Genomic DNA, 14163 nt, shown 5'->3' on the forward strand with positions numbered 1-14163 from the left:
AATTCTGAAAAAATTTTGCGGCGTAATTCTGTCAATTGAAGTGCGTACTTCTTTATGTACAAAAATCAAAAAATTGCATAGAAAAACAGCGCAAATTCAATATTAGAATTTGCGCTGTTAGTTTATTATCGCTTAATATTTAACGTTTTCTTTAACTAGCTTGATATTCTCATCATTGGTCAAAGAAACATTCAATGCTGTTTCGGTAAGTTTAGCCATTTCGTCAGTGTTCAAATGTTTCATCAATGAACGAACCTTCAAGATTGAAGTCGCACTCATTGAGAATTCATCTAACCCCAAACCAACTAGCAAAGGTACCATAATTGGGTCGCCAGCAGCTTCGCCACACATACCGGCCCATTTACCCTCTGCATGTGCAGAATCAATGACGTGCTTAATTAAGCGCAGAATTGAAGGGTTATAAGGTTGATAGAGATAGGAAACGTGCTCGTTACCACGATCAGCAGCCATTGTATATTGAATCAAGTCGTTAGTCCCGATACTAAAGAAGTCAACTTCTTTAGCAAATTGATCAGCTAACACTGCTGCAGCTGGGATTTCGATCATGATACCGACTTCAATGTTACCAACTTTGACGCCATCAGCGACTAACTTGGCTTTTTCTTCTTCAAGAACACCTTTAGCCTGACGGAATTCTTGCAAGGTTGCGATCATTGGGAACATAATTCGCAAACGACCGAATGCAGATGCGCGTAATAAGGCACGCAACTGAGTTCTAAAGATATCTTGACGATCCAAACTAATTCGGATAGCACGATAACCTAAGAATGGGTTCATTTCTTCAGGAAGTGGTAAGTATGGTAAATGTTTATCTCCACCAATATCCATTGTTCGTACAACAACAGGTTTACCATTCATTCCTTCAAGAACAGCCTTGTAAGCTTCGAATTGATCATCTTCTGATGGTAATTCGGCTGAATCCATATATAAGAATTCAGTTCGATACAAGCCAACAGCTTCTGCACCATTATCAAGAACACCTTGTAAATCTTTAGGTGTTCCAATATTAGCGGCTAATTCGAAGTGGACACCATTTGCTGTTTCAGTAGTCGCATTCTTTAACTTTTGCCATTCAGCTTTTTGTGTTGCGAAAGCTTCAGCAGCAGTTTGATATTTCGTTACTTCTTCAGCACTTGGCTTAATTACAATATCACCAGTGTTACCATCAACGATGACTTCATCGCCAGCCGCAATATCTGTCGTAACGCTTTCAGCGCCGACAATAGCAGGGATTTCAAGCGTCCGGGCCATAATTGCGGAATGGGCGGTACGACCACCAATATCAGTAACAAAGGCTTTTACGTATTTCTTATTCAACTGAGCAGTATCACTCGGCGTCAGATCATGTGCGACGATGACAACTTCCTCATGAATTAACGCTGGATTAGGTAATTCAACGCCTAATAAATGAGCCATCACACGCTTCGTAACGTCGCGAACATCTGCCGCACGCTCTTGCATGTAAGGATTATCGGTCATTGCTTCAAACATTTTAATGAAAGTTGTTGATACTTCGTCCAATGCGGCCTCAGCATTAACATTCTCATCGGTGATCTTTGACTTAACGGCGCCAGTAAATTCTGGATCTGCCAAAATCATCATATGTGCATCAAAAACTTGGGCTTCTTCTTCACCCAAGGATTTAGCGGCACTATCACGAATTTGTTGTAACTCGTCGTGAGATTTATCGATGGCGCTTTGCAAACGATCAGTCTCTTTTGTTACATCATCAATTGCAGACTTTGAAAATGACAAATCAGGTTGAACAAGGAGATAGGCTTTGGCAATTGCAATGCCGTCACTAGCCGCAATCCCTTTCAAGGTCTTAGTCATTATTCAGTAAGTCCCTCTTTCTTCATCGTATCAACGATTGCGTTGATGGCATCAGCTTCATCAGTACCTTCAGCAGAGATTGTAACGTCTGCGCCTTGGCCAACACCAAGAGACATAACGCCCATGATTGACTTCAAGTTAACTGATTTGCCTTTATATTCAAGGTTGATGTCAGAGTTGAACTTGCTTGCTGCCTGTACTAATAAAGTTGCTGGGCGTGCATGAATACCAGTTTCAGCAACAATATGAAAATCGCGTTTTTCCATAATATATGAACTCCTTTGTGATATAAAAAATTTTAGGTTTGACCAAAAAGTCAAACCAGGAAACAGTCCCCTGGTGGAGTCTGTTCACTTCAACTTAAATGCTAACATTTTTTGAACAATACTACAAGAATTTTCGTTAAATAAAGCGTTGTAATTTCCTATGTCGGTTGATGTTAAACGCTTTCAGACAAGTGATAAATTACTGTACCATTTCGTTGTGCATTGCCAACAATTTCTTTACGCTGTGGCAATTGCTCCCATACTTTAACGAATTCATTAAAGTCGCTCGCCTGAACCACAACTTCACTAACCTGACCACTTAACAAATCTGCTAAATCTTGTTGATATTTTTCGGTCATAATTTTTGCCTTCTTTCAGCCAATGTTAGAAAATAATGAAGAAGTAAGACGAAAGTCAAATTGAGTTCAATGCTTAATCTAGCAACACTGTCTACCCAGATTTTTGAATAAACAGCGTGATGTCGTTAAGACATTAACACTCAGACTTTCGTTTTGCGACAACCTAAAACAAAAAAGAGTCGGAATTTTTTGCTAATTCCAATTCGCGTAACTCCTTCATTTAAGCATGGATATTTCCTGTTGTCCAGCAAATAAATTGTTCGAGGCTTAGCACTTGCACATCAAGAGTGCTAAAGCTATAATATCAACATAGGTCAGAAATGGTCAAACTATTTTTTCTGATCATCATAACTGATCAAAGCAGATCTGAAAGGCGTGATGCATAAAATGCTTTGTCAAAATTGTCAACAGAATGAAGCGACGATTCATTTATATACCACTGTAAATGGTCAACGTCGCGAAATTGATCTTTGTCAGAACTGTTATCAAAAACTCAAAAATCAAGTTGCTCAAGGAAGTGAACCAAGTATGGCACAAGATCCATTTGGCTTTTCAAACTTAGATGATCTCTTCCGTGCAATGGGTGGTCAAAATCCTAACGATGCTAACCAATTCCAGCAAGCACAAAATCCGCAACAAGGACAAGTGCAACAAGGTGGACGTGGTGGTCGTCGCGGGAATGGCATCCTTGCACAATACGGTGTTAACCTAACCGATCAAGCACGTCAAGGTCAGATCGATCCCGTGATCGGTCGCGATAAGGAAATCGCCCGCGTCATCGAAATTTTGAATCGTCGTACAAAAAATAATCCAGTTCTCATTGGTGAAGCTGGTGTTGGTAAAACTGCAGTTGTTGAAGGTTTAGCACAAAAAATTGCTGACGGCAATGTTCCTGCCAAACTACAAAATAAAGAAGTCATTCGTTTAGACGTTGTTTCTCTGGTTCAAGGCACAGGTGTCCGTGGTCAATTCGAGCAACGGATGCAACAATTAATTCAAGAATTGAAGAAGAACGCAAATATTATTCTATTTATTGATGAGATTCACGAAATCGTCGGTGCTGGTAATGCAGAAGGTGGCATGGACGCTGGAAACGTTCTGAAACCTGCGCTCGCCCGTGGTGATATTCAATTAGTTGGTGCAACGACCTTAAATGAATACCGCACGATTGAGAAAGATTCAGCTTTGGCTCGTCGTTTGCAGCCTGTTACGGTTGATGAACCGACAATTGACGAAACCATTAAGATTTTGCACGGCTTGCAACCTCGCTACGAAGATTACCATCATGTCAAATATACCGAGGCTGCGATTGATGCTGCAGCTAAACTTTCGGCACGCTATATTCAAGATCGTTTCTTACCTGATAAAGCCATCGATTTACTCGATGAAGCTGGATCGAAGAAGAATTTGACCTTAACCAATGTTGATCCTAAGTTATTGGAAGAAAAGATTCAATCAGCCGAATCACAAAAACAAGAGGCATTGCAGCAAGAAGATTATGAACGCGCCGCTTATTTCCGCGATCAAATCGAAAAGCTCAATAAGATGAAGAACAACCAAGCTGGTTCTGATGGCGATCATGCCGTTGTTGACGAAAAAGATATGGAAAAAATTGTCGAAGAAAAAACCAATATTCCTGTCGGTGAATTACGTGAACAAGAGCAAGCACAATTGAAGAACTTAGCCTCTGATCTGCAACAACATGTGGTTGGTCAAGATCAAGCCGTAGCGACAGTCGCCAAGGCCATTAGGCGTAATCGGATTGGCTTTAACAAATCCGGTCGACCAATCGGTTCTTTCCTCTTCGTTGGCCCTACTGGTGTTGGTAAAACTGAATTAGCTAAGCAATTGGCTAAGGAACTGTTCGGCTCTGAAGACGCGATGATCCGTTTCGACATGAGTGAATACATGGAGAAACACAGTGTGTCTAAGTTAATCGGTTCGCCTCCAGGCTACGTTGGCTATGAAGAAGCAGGCCAATTAACCGAAAAAGTTCGGCGTAATCCTTACAGTTTAATTCTGCTTGATGAAATTGAAAAAGCGCATCCTGACGTTATGCATATGTTCTTGCAGATTTTGGATGATGGCCGTTTGACCGACTCGCAAGGCCGGACCGTTTCCTTTAAGGATACGATTATCATCATGACGTCTAATGCCGGCCAAGGTGATGTCGAAGCCAATGTTGGCTTTGGCGCCGCTGCAAGTGGTTCAACGCACTCTGTTGTTAGCAAGTTAACTGAATTCTTCAAGCCTGAGTTCTTGAATCGTTTCGATGATATTGTCGAATTCAATTCATTGACTAAGCAAGACTTGAACCGGATCGTTGACTTGATGATTGTTGATACCAACAATATGATTGCCGACAAAGGTTTAACTATTCACGTGACTGAGCCGGTTAAAGAAAAATTGGTTGAACTTGGATATGATCCCAAGATGGGTGCGCGGCCACTTCGGCGTGTGATTCAAGAGCAAATCGAAGATCGTGTTGCTGACTTTTATCTTGATCATCCTAAAGATAAGCAATTAGAAGCTCGGATTGAAAATGGTGAAATTAAAATTACCACCGCACGTGCTGATCAAGCCGAAGCAACCGTTAACGCAACAACAACTGATTAATTAAGCTAGCTTTATCCCCTGCTGTTTTTGCAGGGGATTTTTTTGTCGTGCGTTGCTGATTAAGACAGTGGAAACTAGGACTGTTTTGTTGTGGTTTTCCGCGCTTGCGCAAAGGTTGCATACGAAACGTGCGCGCTGTCGTGGCGGCGAAATAATACTTTGTGCTGGAACGTAGTGGGTGTCGATTTGAGCCGATTAAAGTACAAATCGTCTCAAATACGAACCTTATTGTAGGTGATAAATCACCAACAATAATTTCACTACTGAGCGGTATTATTTCGCCGCCACTGAGCTAGCAAGATGGCAACCTTTGCGCAAGCGCTGAATTAACGAGTAGTTGAATCACTATCCAATTTTTAGAAGTATAAGCTTGAAGTTTGGTTGCACTAACGCTCGTTCATCAGTGCCGGAGGGAAATCGCGGTCAGCCGCGGTATTCTTGTTGGTGGTTTACCACTTACAAGAAAGTTTGTATTTGAGACAAATCGTTTTTGATTTGGCTCAAATCAAACTCGCAGCGTTCCACCAGCGTATTTCCCGTAGGCACGGAGAACAGCAAGATAACAGTTCTAGGATTTGCCGCTCACAATAAAACGTTGCGATTGGATTTATCCAGCTTAAAACCAACCACAACCCTTTGGCAGAGAAGAAATGAGATCGTTTACAAAGGTGCAAAAAGTTTCCGAATATTTAAGTCTAATCAATGGTATGCGTCACAATTTTATTTTATAATTAAGGCAAATATATTTTTTAGGAGTGGTATGATGCGGCTTTTTGACGTAACTAACAATTTTCGCGATCTCGTACACAACCAATTGGCTGGAACCGATGCCAAGTTAGTCAAGGTCTACTCACTTGGTAATCTTACCGTGATCTATACAAAAGCCCCAACTCACGAAGAAATTTTACTCAAAAGTGACCATCGTAATATCCGCGATGACGAAATCGAATTCGTCGTTAACAACTTGACCAATGCTAAACCCAATCAAGTTGCAACTATTCATGGCAAAAACATTGCCGAAGTTTCAATCACATTACCTATTGCGCAATAATTAAAAGGTCGGCTATCCAATATGACTCAAAACTTGGTCTAAATACCCCATCACTGCTAGCATTGGTCTAACACTGATGGGGTATTTCTACTTTTACCACGACAATTTTAGTTAGGAGGATTAGCATGTGTACCAGTCTTACTTTACAATCCCAGCAACAACATCACTTTTTAGCACGTACAATGGATTTTGATTTTGAATTAGCGGCGCACCCCATCTTCATTCCTCGCGAGCACACATTTACGAGTGATTTAGGAACGCAATATTCAACCAAATATGGCTTTATTGGCACGGGACGAAATGTTGGTGATAATATTTTAATCGATGGCGTCAATGAGCATGGTCTCAGCGGCGCTGCCCTTTACCTCAACGAGTCAGTCTACCAAACTCAACCCAATACTGATACTGGCAAAATTAATTTAGCAACCCACGAAGTTTTAAATTGGCTCTTAGGCAATTTGCGTGAGGTAACAGAATTAACTGACTACCTACCGCAATTAAATATTGTTGGTATTCCCAACCGCCTGTTGCAAATTAGCGTGCCGCTACATTGGCTATTAGCCGATCGGACCGGTAATTGTTATGTTTTAGAAGCACACGCTGAGGGTTTAAAATTAATTGAAAATCCCGTCGGTGTACTGACGAATTCACCAGAATTTGAATGGCATCTTAGAAATTTACAGAATTACACACAACTACAGCCAACACCACATCCACAGCGGATCTATCACAATTTAACGGTTAAAGATTTAGGACCAGGCTCTGGTACTTTGGGATTACCCGGTGATTACACTTCAACTGCCCGTTTTATTAGAGCAAGCTTTCTCAGAGGTTTTGCAGCACAACCTGCTAACGATTTAGCGGCTATCAATACCCTATGTCATATTTTAAATAATGTCGATATTGTTAAAGGTGTTAAATTAATGGCCGATGGTACCGAAGAATACACACAGTACCGGGCTTATTTCAACCTGGAAACCACGACTTATTATTTACAACCCTATCAAGATCAAACAATTTATAGTCTTAATTTAGCGGATTATTTATTGACTGCGACTCGGCCATTAATTTTTTCAATTCCTCAACAACAGACGATCCAACCATTGGCGACACCAATAATTAATTAAAAATGGTTTCACAATGGTCTAAAAAAACCTATACTGTAATTAAGTAATAAACAGGAAGTTGGGCATAACTTGTTAGGATTTATTTTAATTATCGTGGGTGTTTTAGCAGGAATTTGTAACGCCGTAGCAGGGCTGGCATCTCTAGTCGCCTACCCGGCATTATTGGCGCTGGGCTTACCGCCAATTGCCGCCAACGTTACGGATACAGTGGCGTTGATTTTTTCAGGCATTGGCGCAACTGTATCATCTCAAAAAGAATTGCGTGGCGCACATCACGAATTGTGGACTTTTTTGCCGATTACACTTTTAGGCTGTATTGTTGGCGCCTTGTTACTATTTGCAATTCCCGCGAAAACTTTTGAAAGAGTTGTCCCGTTCTTTATTCTATTCGCGGCAATCGCTGAATTAATCCCTTTTAACCGTCAGCCAAGTAAGACTGCCAAGCCTGGTGCTAAAGTTTGGGCGTTAATCGGTGTTTTTTTCGTCGGCGTTTATTCAGGCTACTTCGGTGCCGCCGCCGGTGTTTTGATGCTGGCCCTGCTTGGCGTGATTAGCAGCGAACCTTTCGTTAAATACAATGCTGAGAAAAACATGATCTTCGCTGTTGCTAATGTGCTATCAGCAATTATTTATGGCACACACATCCAATTAATGTGGCGCTGGATTATTCCGCTAGCCCTAGGCTTTCTAATCGGCGGTTACATTGGTCCTATTATCGTCCGTCACACCTCAACCCATCTATTAAAAATCCTAATCGGCATCGGCGCTATTATTCTGGCCATCACCTTATTTGTCCAAGCTTATTAAAAATAGTGTACGCAAAATATTGGGCTTAGTGTCAACCTGGCCTTGATTAAGTGCTAAGTCCTAGAACTGTTATCTTGCGATTCTCCGTGCCTACGGAAAATATGCTGGTGGAACGCTGCGAGCTTGCGCGGCTGACTGCGATTTCCCTCCGGCACTGATAAAAGTGCGTTAGTACAGCTTAACCGCAAATTTATACTTCTCAAAATTTTAAGGGCTCCAAAAAGTTAGGCAAGAACTAACTGATTTGGAGCCTTTTATTATGGAAAAATATCCTTTAATTGAAATTTAAAATTGTTAAAAATTATCGAACTAAGAAAACCAGTTATCATCACTTATCTAAAGAATAAACAATGTCACCTTGTATTTGAGAGCCTATAAAACAAAATATTTTTGACCGTTAATGTTTCTTAATTATCTCCAAAGGATCAATATGACTCAAATTATGGATGGGCAGTAAACTTGCTATTAATACAATTCCAAAGCTAAGAAATACATTTGTAACAAATGCAGATAAAAGTACTTTTATCAAATCAATCGGCACTACATTATTAATGAATAGCATCGAAATAACATCAAGGATTTCAGAACACACGAACAATATCACACTATAGCGAATACCATTTATTAACAAGATTCGCCGAATATCGGCAGTGGTGAAACCAATCGCCTTCAAAATACCAATTTCCACAAATCTATTTTTATTGGTTAGGAAAAATGTAATCGTGAGTGTTGCGATAGTACCGACTATTATCATCAGTGCCATATTCGTAACAGATTTTTGAGTTTTTTTAACGCTATCGTTCAAGGAATCAACATTTTGTGCTATTGAACTCACATTATAGATAGGTGACATTGATTGAACTGCATGCGTCAATGATGTCATATTGTTAAAGTTTTTTGCTTGGACAACTAATGCACTCACTCCAAAGCCACGCTGTTTAAATTCGGGGAAGATACGCTTCTTTTGAATATTTTCTTTGATTGCATCTTGAAGCATCTTATTCATGGTTACATAATCAAGGAATAGCGCGTTACTATTTTCTGAACGATTGTACGGATAGTTATCAGCGTAAACACCTGTCACTTTCCTTGCGAGTAAGATCTGCGTGTAAATATTGCCATCTGTCTTAACAATTTTCTTATTATTATTAGGAAGTTCGCTAGTTGATATATATTGGGCGTAAGGAACATAGATTTGTAGGCGTAAAGTTTTACCCACAATATTATGAATCGGAATTTTATTATCAGCTAGAAAACTCTGGCTAACAACAAAATTATGTCCCTCCTTTTTTGCTTGACCTAGCGTATAAAGGTACTTCTTGATTAAATCACTTTTATAAATTGGCTGAATTGAAAAAGTTTTAGATATTGTATAGCGCTTATTTTGTACCCTGATTGAAGTCGAGTTGGGCACAGCGGAACGCACGTTGTTTTTAGTGAGGCCGTATGATACAAAAGTGAAATACTTATTCAGTGAGATGACATCAGGGAGATGCTTTATTTCGGATATTTCTTTTGTAGTAAAGTCTCTCATCGGATCAAGATCCTGACCACTCTTACTCTTAATCGTATCATTAGTAATAAAAATCGAATTATCGGTCGCACTATTCAAGGACGCTTCTTGCTGACTGGCTAATATTTTCGGCATTGTCAATATCAGGCTAGAAACACTCAGTAAAGCAATAATAACAATTAATATCAACATTGGAATCTGCCGACGAGTCTGTTGATTAATTTTGTTATATTGAAGCGCACTATTAAAATCGAGTCTAGTCACAAAATTTGGCTTATTCGTTTTCAGTTCTACTTGGTTAGTCTTTGCCAAATCTACTGACCTATTCGATATCCCAATAAGTTTTGTATTATTGATGCTAAGTACAACATCGGCGTAGGCAACAGGTAATTCTTCATGTGAAACTATGATAACAATCTTGTTTTGTTCATGGGCTAAAGATTGTAGCTTTTCATATAGCTGAACAGCATTGTTGTGATCAAGCGAGTTGGTAGGCTCGTCTGCAAACAACACTTCTGCATCAGTGACCAATGCACGAGCAATTGCACCTCGTTGATCTTCACCGCCAGATAGTTGGTTTGAGTTGACTTTTTGTTTACCGCTTAAATTTAAAGAATTAATAGTATTATCTACAATCCTTCGCCTATCTTGTACTGATAGTGTTGTTTTTAAAAGTGGAATCGTAATATTTTGTTCAAGACTTAATTGCTTAACTAAATTATGTTCCTGAAATATAAAACCGAAATTTTTAATCCTAAAATTTGCTCTGTCAGAATCATTTAAATCCCACAAATTCACATCGTTAAAATATACTTGCCCCGCAGACGGCCGCCGCAAAAGGCCAAGAACATTCAATAAAGATGATTTTCCAATCCCAGACTCTCCTTTAATGAGATAGACCTTACCCGAATCAAACTCATATGATACCCTCTTTAATATTTCTTTTTCAAATTTAATATCTAGAGAATTTATAACCAACTTTGACATATTATCGCACCCCCAAAACTTTTGTTGACCTCTTTGATTGTTAAAAATAGAATTACACATGTACAGAGATAACAAAGGAGATCTTTACATGAAGAAGTTTATCACAATTGCTATTGTAATAGCTACATTAGCTTTGGGTTTATTCGTCTCAAGTACTTCATCACGGGGGAATGAAGTACAGGCATCGGGGTATGTTACTAGAAAACCAACCTATAACTGGCATGCCCATGGTGGTTGGGTAAGTGGTTGGTTTACATTAATGGAACAGGGTACTCATATCCTAACAGTGGCCGCGTCTCTTCTAAATGGATAAATTCTGGATCAGCCGTTGGGCACTGGATTGCAGGAAAAAGAATGTGGACTTCAAAAACACCACGTGGCATGCACTTATATGGACAAGCCACTAATCATTATGGTGTGAATACTGCATGGGTAAGTTTAAATCTCACTTCCGATACGCAAACTATCGGTGTTCAATTCTAGAAGGGCTAGTAAAATAAATCTCTGTACAATAATAAATGCTAATTTAAAACACAAATTCCATATCAGTTAAGTATAATAATACAACAATCACAAGCCTTTTAAATGTGTATAAAGTTTAAAATTCGGGCAATGAATTTATGTCAAACATTCATTGCCCTTTTAATATACTCATTTTTTCACAGCTACTTCCTAATAAATATTTAAAATGAGTAATCATCGTGCTATGTACCTAACAATACGAAAACCGTTTAGAATTTTCATGGTTCACATACAATATAAGAGCAAGTTTTGGGTATTCTCTAAAGAATACTAGGGTCGTGTGCACAGGTCCCCCCGGGTAAGAACGTCGACTTTCGTACCACGTCACCATTAGCTCTACCGTCATGACTTTGAATAGTGTTGAACTTCGATATAACATGCTACCTTATCCAGTCATTTCCGGCTTATAGCTGCTTCTTGTTCATCGGTGCAGTACTTTGTTCATCAAGCTTTCCTCAGTCCCCATCTCACGATGAAGGCCTTGCCTTTGACTAACAGTTCCGACTACTGTGGCCCGTAACGTACTTTCACCGTCTAGTGGATACCCATGCCAGGCGCACATGACGTTAATGTTGGCAATTTATTGCTTACATTAAGGCTCGCATTTGAGACGATTGGCACTTCGATCGGCTCAAATCGACACCCACTACGTTCCAGCGACAAGTATTTATTTTCCACCACGGTACCTCACACGTTTCGTATGCAACCTTTGCGCAAGCGCGAAGAAACGCAACAAATCAGTTCACAAAAAAGCACGGACAATTTATCCGTGCGCTTTTCATATTTATTCTAAATTTCGCGTGAACAATTGTGGTGTTGCTCGCACAAGTAACGCGAATACGATAATGCCCATAATCAAGTTAACGACAAAACTGCCACCGTTGATCACGAGTGAATACAGCCAAGCTGACTGACCCTTTGGTGCATAAGAACCCCAGAAGAAAACACCGGCAAAGTAGTGACATAAGTATTTGAGAAAGTCACCAACGATAAAACCGCCGACCGCACCGATAACAGCTTGGTTAAGCTTGCCGGCATGTAAATTACGACGCACATAGGCACCGGTGATACCAGTCAGACCGACAATTCCGAAGGCAATCGGATATTCCAAAATAATCTGCACCGGATTCAATAAACTCCCACTACCGCGTAACCACATGTCTAACAGTCCCCAGATTAGGCCGGCAAACATACCTGGCACTGGACCACGCCGCAAACTGTAAACACCAAGTGGAATCAAACCATAACTAAACTGAATCGATGACACACCTAAATCATGAGGCACATATTCCAGGGCCATCGCCAAGCCAGCGAAAATAGCACCTTCTACTAAAATTCGTAAATCATTTTTTCTTTGCATAAAAAAACTCCTCCTTTGTTATTTTTACCATCAACAAAGCAGGAGTTTTCACTCCATCACAATTCCTACGCGTGTGTTAACACAACAGGTTCAAGGGTCTGAACTTAATCACTCTCAGCCGAAATGGCTCCCCTTTGTGACGGTAATTATTCGGTTTTCTATACGTTTATTATTAAAACGTTATTTATCGCGGGTGTCAAGACCCAATTACTTCTCCGTGGCGGGATTAAGACTTAAATCTTCCTTGAACCACTTCTGGCTCAAACGGGCAATCGTGCCATCCTGATAAAGTTCAGTCAAGGCTTGATTAAGTCGTTGCCGCAATTTAACATCCGATTTACGCAAACCGACTGCAAAAGTCTCTTCGGGAAAACCACCCGTTACGACTCGATACTGTTCAGAACTGTGATGCTGGCGAATATAATAACCGGCGTAAATACTGTCACCTAAGACACCTTGAATCCGCCCCGCCTGTAAATCAAGAAAGGCGTTATTAAAGTTATCATAGAGAATCGCGGACTTTTGCGCGACGATATTTTTCAAAACTTGTGGTTGAGCATTAAATAAAGATTGTCCTGACGAACCATTTTGTAGGCCAATTTTTTTATTCTTCATCGCAGTAAACGACGTGATCTGACTTTTCTTTAACGTCACTAGAACTTGACGATTTCGTAAATATGCTTGGGAAAACGCGACCTGTTTTTCCCGTGCCTTGGTTTTAGTGTAGCCATTCCAAATCAAATCAATGGTACCGTTACGTAATTCTGTTTCTTTCATATCCCAGTCAATCGATTGCAAGACTATTTTTTGACCTAACTTTTTACCGGCAGCCCGAGCTAAATCAGCATCAAAGCCAATAATTTGGCCATTTTTGGCTTGAAAATCCATGGGTACAAAAGTGTCGTCAATCCCGGCAATTAGTGTGGTCTTCTTCTGATTGACGGCCTTTAAGTCGCGGATTGAATTCGAACAAGCTGTGACTAGGGGCAATAAAATAATGAGCAGACAACTCAGCAAGTACAGACGCCAATTCTTCTTCAACATCGTCACCCCCTATTTTATCGGTGCTAATTCATATGTTTGATCAGCAATTTTCTGGGCGAAATCCAAATCATGGGTGACAACGATTTGCGTAATATTTTCTTGCTTAAGTTGCTCGATTAAAGACACCACATTGTCGCGCATGTCCGGATCTAATGCCGAGGTTGGTTCGTCCCAACAAAGAATTTGGGGATGTAATGCTAAGGCACGAGCGATGGCAACACGTTGTTTCTGACCGCCTGATAATTGAAAGGGATATAAATCGGCCTTATCAGTTAAGCCAAGCTGTGCTAATAACTTTTCGGTGGCAGCTTGAATTTCTTTTGGCGTTGTCTTCGTTTTCAAACGCGGTGCCAGACTAATATTTTCAGCAGTACTCAAATGTGAAAAGAGGCGAAAATCCTGAAAAACAACACCAATGACACCTTGATTGATATTGTCAATTTGCGGAATAAATTTCTGCCCGTTTAAAAGAATTTCACCACTATCGTAATTCGTCAAACCAATAATTGTGCGCAAGATCGTGGTCTTGCCGGCGCCACTGGGACCAACAATACAGAGCGTCTGTCCTTGGGTAACTTCAAAAGAAACGTCTTTTAGAATAGGACGACCGGCAATTTGTTTGGTAATATTTTCTAATTTTAACATGATGATGTCCCT

At 40.2% G+C, this 14163-nt stretch carries 13 protein-coding genes and 1 riboswitch; of the genes, 5 read left to right on the forward strand and 8 right to left on the reverse strand.

Annotation, left to right across the window (positions count from 1 at the left end; genetic code table 11):
- Positions 1–132: 132 nt before the first annotated feature.
- The 3 genes from ptsP to EKM65_RS04825 all read right to left on the reverse strand — a co-directional run bounded on the left by ptsP (position 133) and on the right by EKM65_RS04825 (position 2479).
- Complete coding sequence (gene ptsP / locus EKM65_RS04815; RefSeq protein ID WP_125606138.1) at positions 133–1854, reverse strand: phosphoenolpyruvate--protein phosphotransferase; 1722 nt, start codon at positions 1852–1854, stop codon at positions 133–135.
- Positions 1854–2120 carry a phosphocarrier protein HPr gene (locus EKM65_RS04820; RefSeq protein WP_125606141.1) on the reverse strand — a complete coding sequence of 89 codons (267 nt, stop codon included), beginning with the start codon at positions 2118–2120 and terminating at the stop codon, positions 1854–1856. The genes ptsP and EKM65_RS04820 overlap by 1 nt, the downstream gene beginning before the upstream one ends.
- 173 nt (positions 2121–2293) lie before the next feature.
- Entirely contained in the window at positions 2294–2479 is a 186-nt protein-coding gene (locus tag EKM65_RS04825) for a hypothetical protein (protein ID WP_125606144.1), read from the reverse strand.
- A 387-nt stretch (positions 2480–2866) separates the two neighbouring features.
- Between EKM65_RS04825 and EKM65_RS04830 the strand changes: the two genes are divergently transcribed.
- From EKM65_RS04830 to EKM65_RS04845, 4 genes are all read left to right on the forward strand, one after another.
- The gene (locus EKM65_RS04830) at positions 2867–5095 is read left to right on the forward strand and encodes an ATP-dependent Clp protease ATP-binding subunit (RefSeq protein WP_125606147.1); all 2229 of its coding nucleotides are present in this window, start codon (positions 2867–2869) and stop codon (positions 5093–5095) included.
- Between the two features lie 760 nt (positions 5096–5855).
- Positions 5856–6146 (forward strand): DUF1827 family protein, encoded by a 291-nt coding sequence (locus EKM65_RS04835; protein WP_225420402.1) that lies wholly within the window; start codon positions 5856–5858, stop codon positions 6144–6146.
- Positions 6147–6271: 125 nt separating this feature from the next.
- A complete protein-coding gene (locus EKM65_RS04840; protein ID WP_125606150.1) occupies positions 6272–7273 on the forward strand; it encodes a choloylglycine hydrolase family protein in 1002 nt (333 codons plus the stop codon).
- 69 nt (positions 7274–7342) lie between these two features.
- On the forward strand, positions 7343–8080 hold the full coding sequence (locus EKM65_RS04845; protein ID WP_125606153.1) for a sulfite exporter TauE/SafE family protein: 738 nt from the start codon (positions 7343–7345) through the stop codon (positions 8078–8080).
- Between the two features lie 397 nt (positions 8081–8477).
- On the opposite strand, the gene EKM65_RS04850 is transcribed toward EKM65_RS04845, so the two are convergent.
- A complete protein-coding gene (locus tag EKM65_RS04850) occupies positions 8478–10580 on the reverse strand; it encodes an ABC transporter ATP-binding protein/permease (RefSeq protein WP_164506826.1) in 2103 nt (700 codons plus the stop codon).
- Between the two features lie 88 nt (positions 10581–10668).
- Between EKM65_RS04850 and EKM65_RS04855 the strand changes: the two genes are divergently transcribed.
- Positions 10669–10893: a hypothetical protein gene (locus EKM65_RS04855; protein WP_125606159.1), complete on the forward strand. Its 225-nt coding sequence runs from the start codon at positions 10669–10671 to the stop codon at positions 10891–10893.
- A gap of 743 nt (positions 10894–11636) precedes the next feature.
- On the opposite strand, the gene EKM65_RS11220 is transcribed toward EKM65_RS04855, so the two are convergent.
- The 4 genes from EKM65_RS11220 to EKM65_RS04870 all read right to left on the reverse strand — a co-directional run bounded on the left by EKM65_RS11220 (position 11637) and on the right by EKM65_RS04870 (position 14151).
- On the reverse strand, positions 11637–11780 hold the full coding sequence (locus EKM65_RS11220; RefSeq protein ID WP_164506827.1) for a hypothetical protein: 144 nt from the start codon (positions 11778–11780) through the stop codon (positions 11637–11639).
- 106 nt (positions 11781–11886) lie between these two features.
- Positions 11887–12462: an energy-coupled thiamine transporter ThiT gene (gene thiT, locus EKM65_RS04860; protein WP_125606162.1), complete on the reverse strand. Its 576-nt coding sequence runs from the start codon at positions 12460–12462 to the stop codon at positions 11887–11889.
- A 45-nt stretch (positions 12463–12507) separates the two neighbouring features.
- Positions 12508–12606, reverse strand: a riboswitch (TPP riboswitch).
- A 63-nt stretch (positions 12607–12669) separates the two neighbouring features.
- Positions 12670–13506, reverse strand: a complete 837-nt coding sequence (locus EKM65_RS04865) for an amino acid ABC transporter substrate-binding protein (RefSeq protein WP_125606164.1) — start codon at positions 13504–13506, stop codon at positions 12670–12672.
- A gap of 9 nt (positions 13507–13515) precedes the next feature.
- Complete coding sequence (locus EKM65_RS04870; protein WP_125606167.1) at positions 13516–14151, reverse strand: amino acid ABC transporter ATP-binding protein; 636 nt, start codon at positions 14149–14151, stop codon at positions 13516–13518.
- Positions 14152–14163: the final 12 nt, after the last annotated feature.

The organism is Lapidilactobacillus bayanensis (assembly GCF_003946695.1).
Lineage (GTDB): Bacteria > Bacillota > Bacilli > Lactobacillales > Lactobacillaceae > Lapidilactobacillus > Lapidilactobacillus bayanensis.

Bases quoted from the DNA above. Each gene is read 5' to 3' on its own strand.
- ptsP (WP_125606138.1), bottom strand. From the start codon at position 1,854: ATGACTAAGACCTTGAAAGGGATTGCGGCTAGTGACGGCATTGCAATT.
- EKM65_RS04820 (WP_125606141.1), bottom strand. From the start codon at position 2,120: ATGGAAAAACGCGATTTTCATATTGTTGCTGAAACTGGTATTCATGCA.
- EKM65_RS04825 (WP_125606144.1), bottom strand. From the start codon at position 2,479: ATGACCGAAAAATATCAACAAGATTTAGCAGATTTGTTAAGTGGTCAG.
- EKM65_RS04830 (WP_125606147.1), top strand. From the start codon at position 2,867: ATGCTTTGTCAAAATTGTCAACAGAATGAAGCGACGATTCATTTATAT.
- EKM65_RS04835 (WP_225420402.1), top strand. From the start codon at position 5,856: ATGATGCGGCTTTTTGACGTAACTAACAATTTTCGCGATCTCGTACAC.
- EKM65_RS04840 (WP_125606150.1), top strand. From the start codon at position 6,272: ATGTGTACCAGTCTTACTTTACAATCCCAGCAACAACATCACTTTTTA.
- EKM65_RS04850 (WP_164506826.1), bottom strand. From the start codon at position 10,580: ATGTCAAAGTTGGTTATAAATTCTCTAGATATTAAATTTGAAAAAGAA.
- EKM65_RS04855 (WP_125606159.1), top strand. From the start codon at position 10,669: ATGAAGAAGTTTATCACAATTGCTATTGTAATAGCTACATTAGCTTTG.
- thiT (WP_125606162.1), bottom strand. From the start codon at position 12,462: ATGCAAAGAAAAAATGATTTACGAATTTTAGTAGAAGGTGCTATTTTC.
- EKM65_RS04865 (WP_125606164.1), bottom strand. From the start codon at position 13,506: ATGTTGAAGAAGAATTGGCGTCTGTACTTGCTGAGTTGTCTGCTCATT.
- EKM65_RS04870 (WP_125606167.1), bottom strand. From the start codon at position 14,151: ATGTTAAAATTAGAAAATATTACCAAACAAATTGCCGGTCGTCCTATT.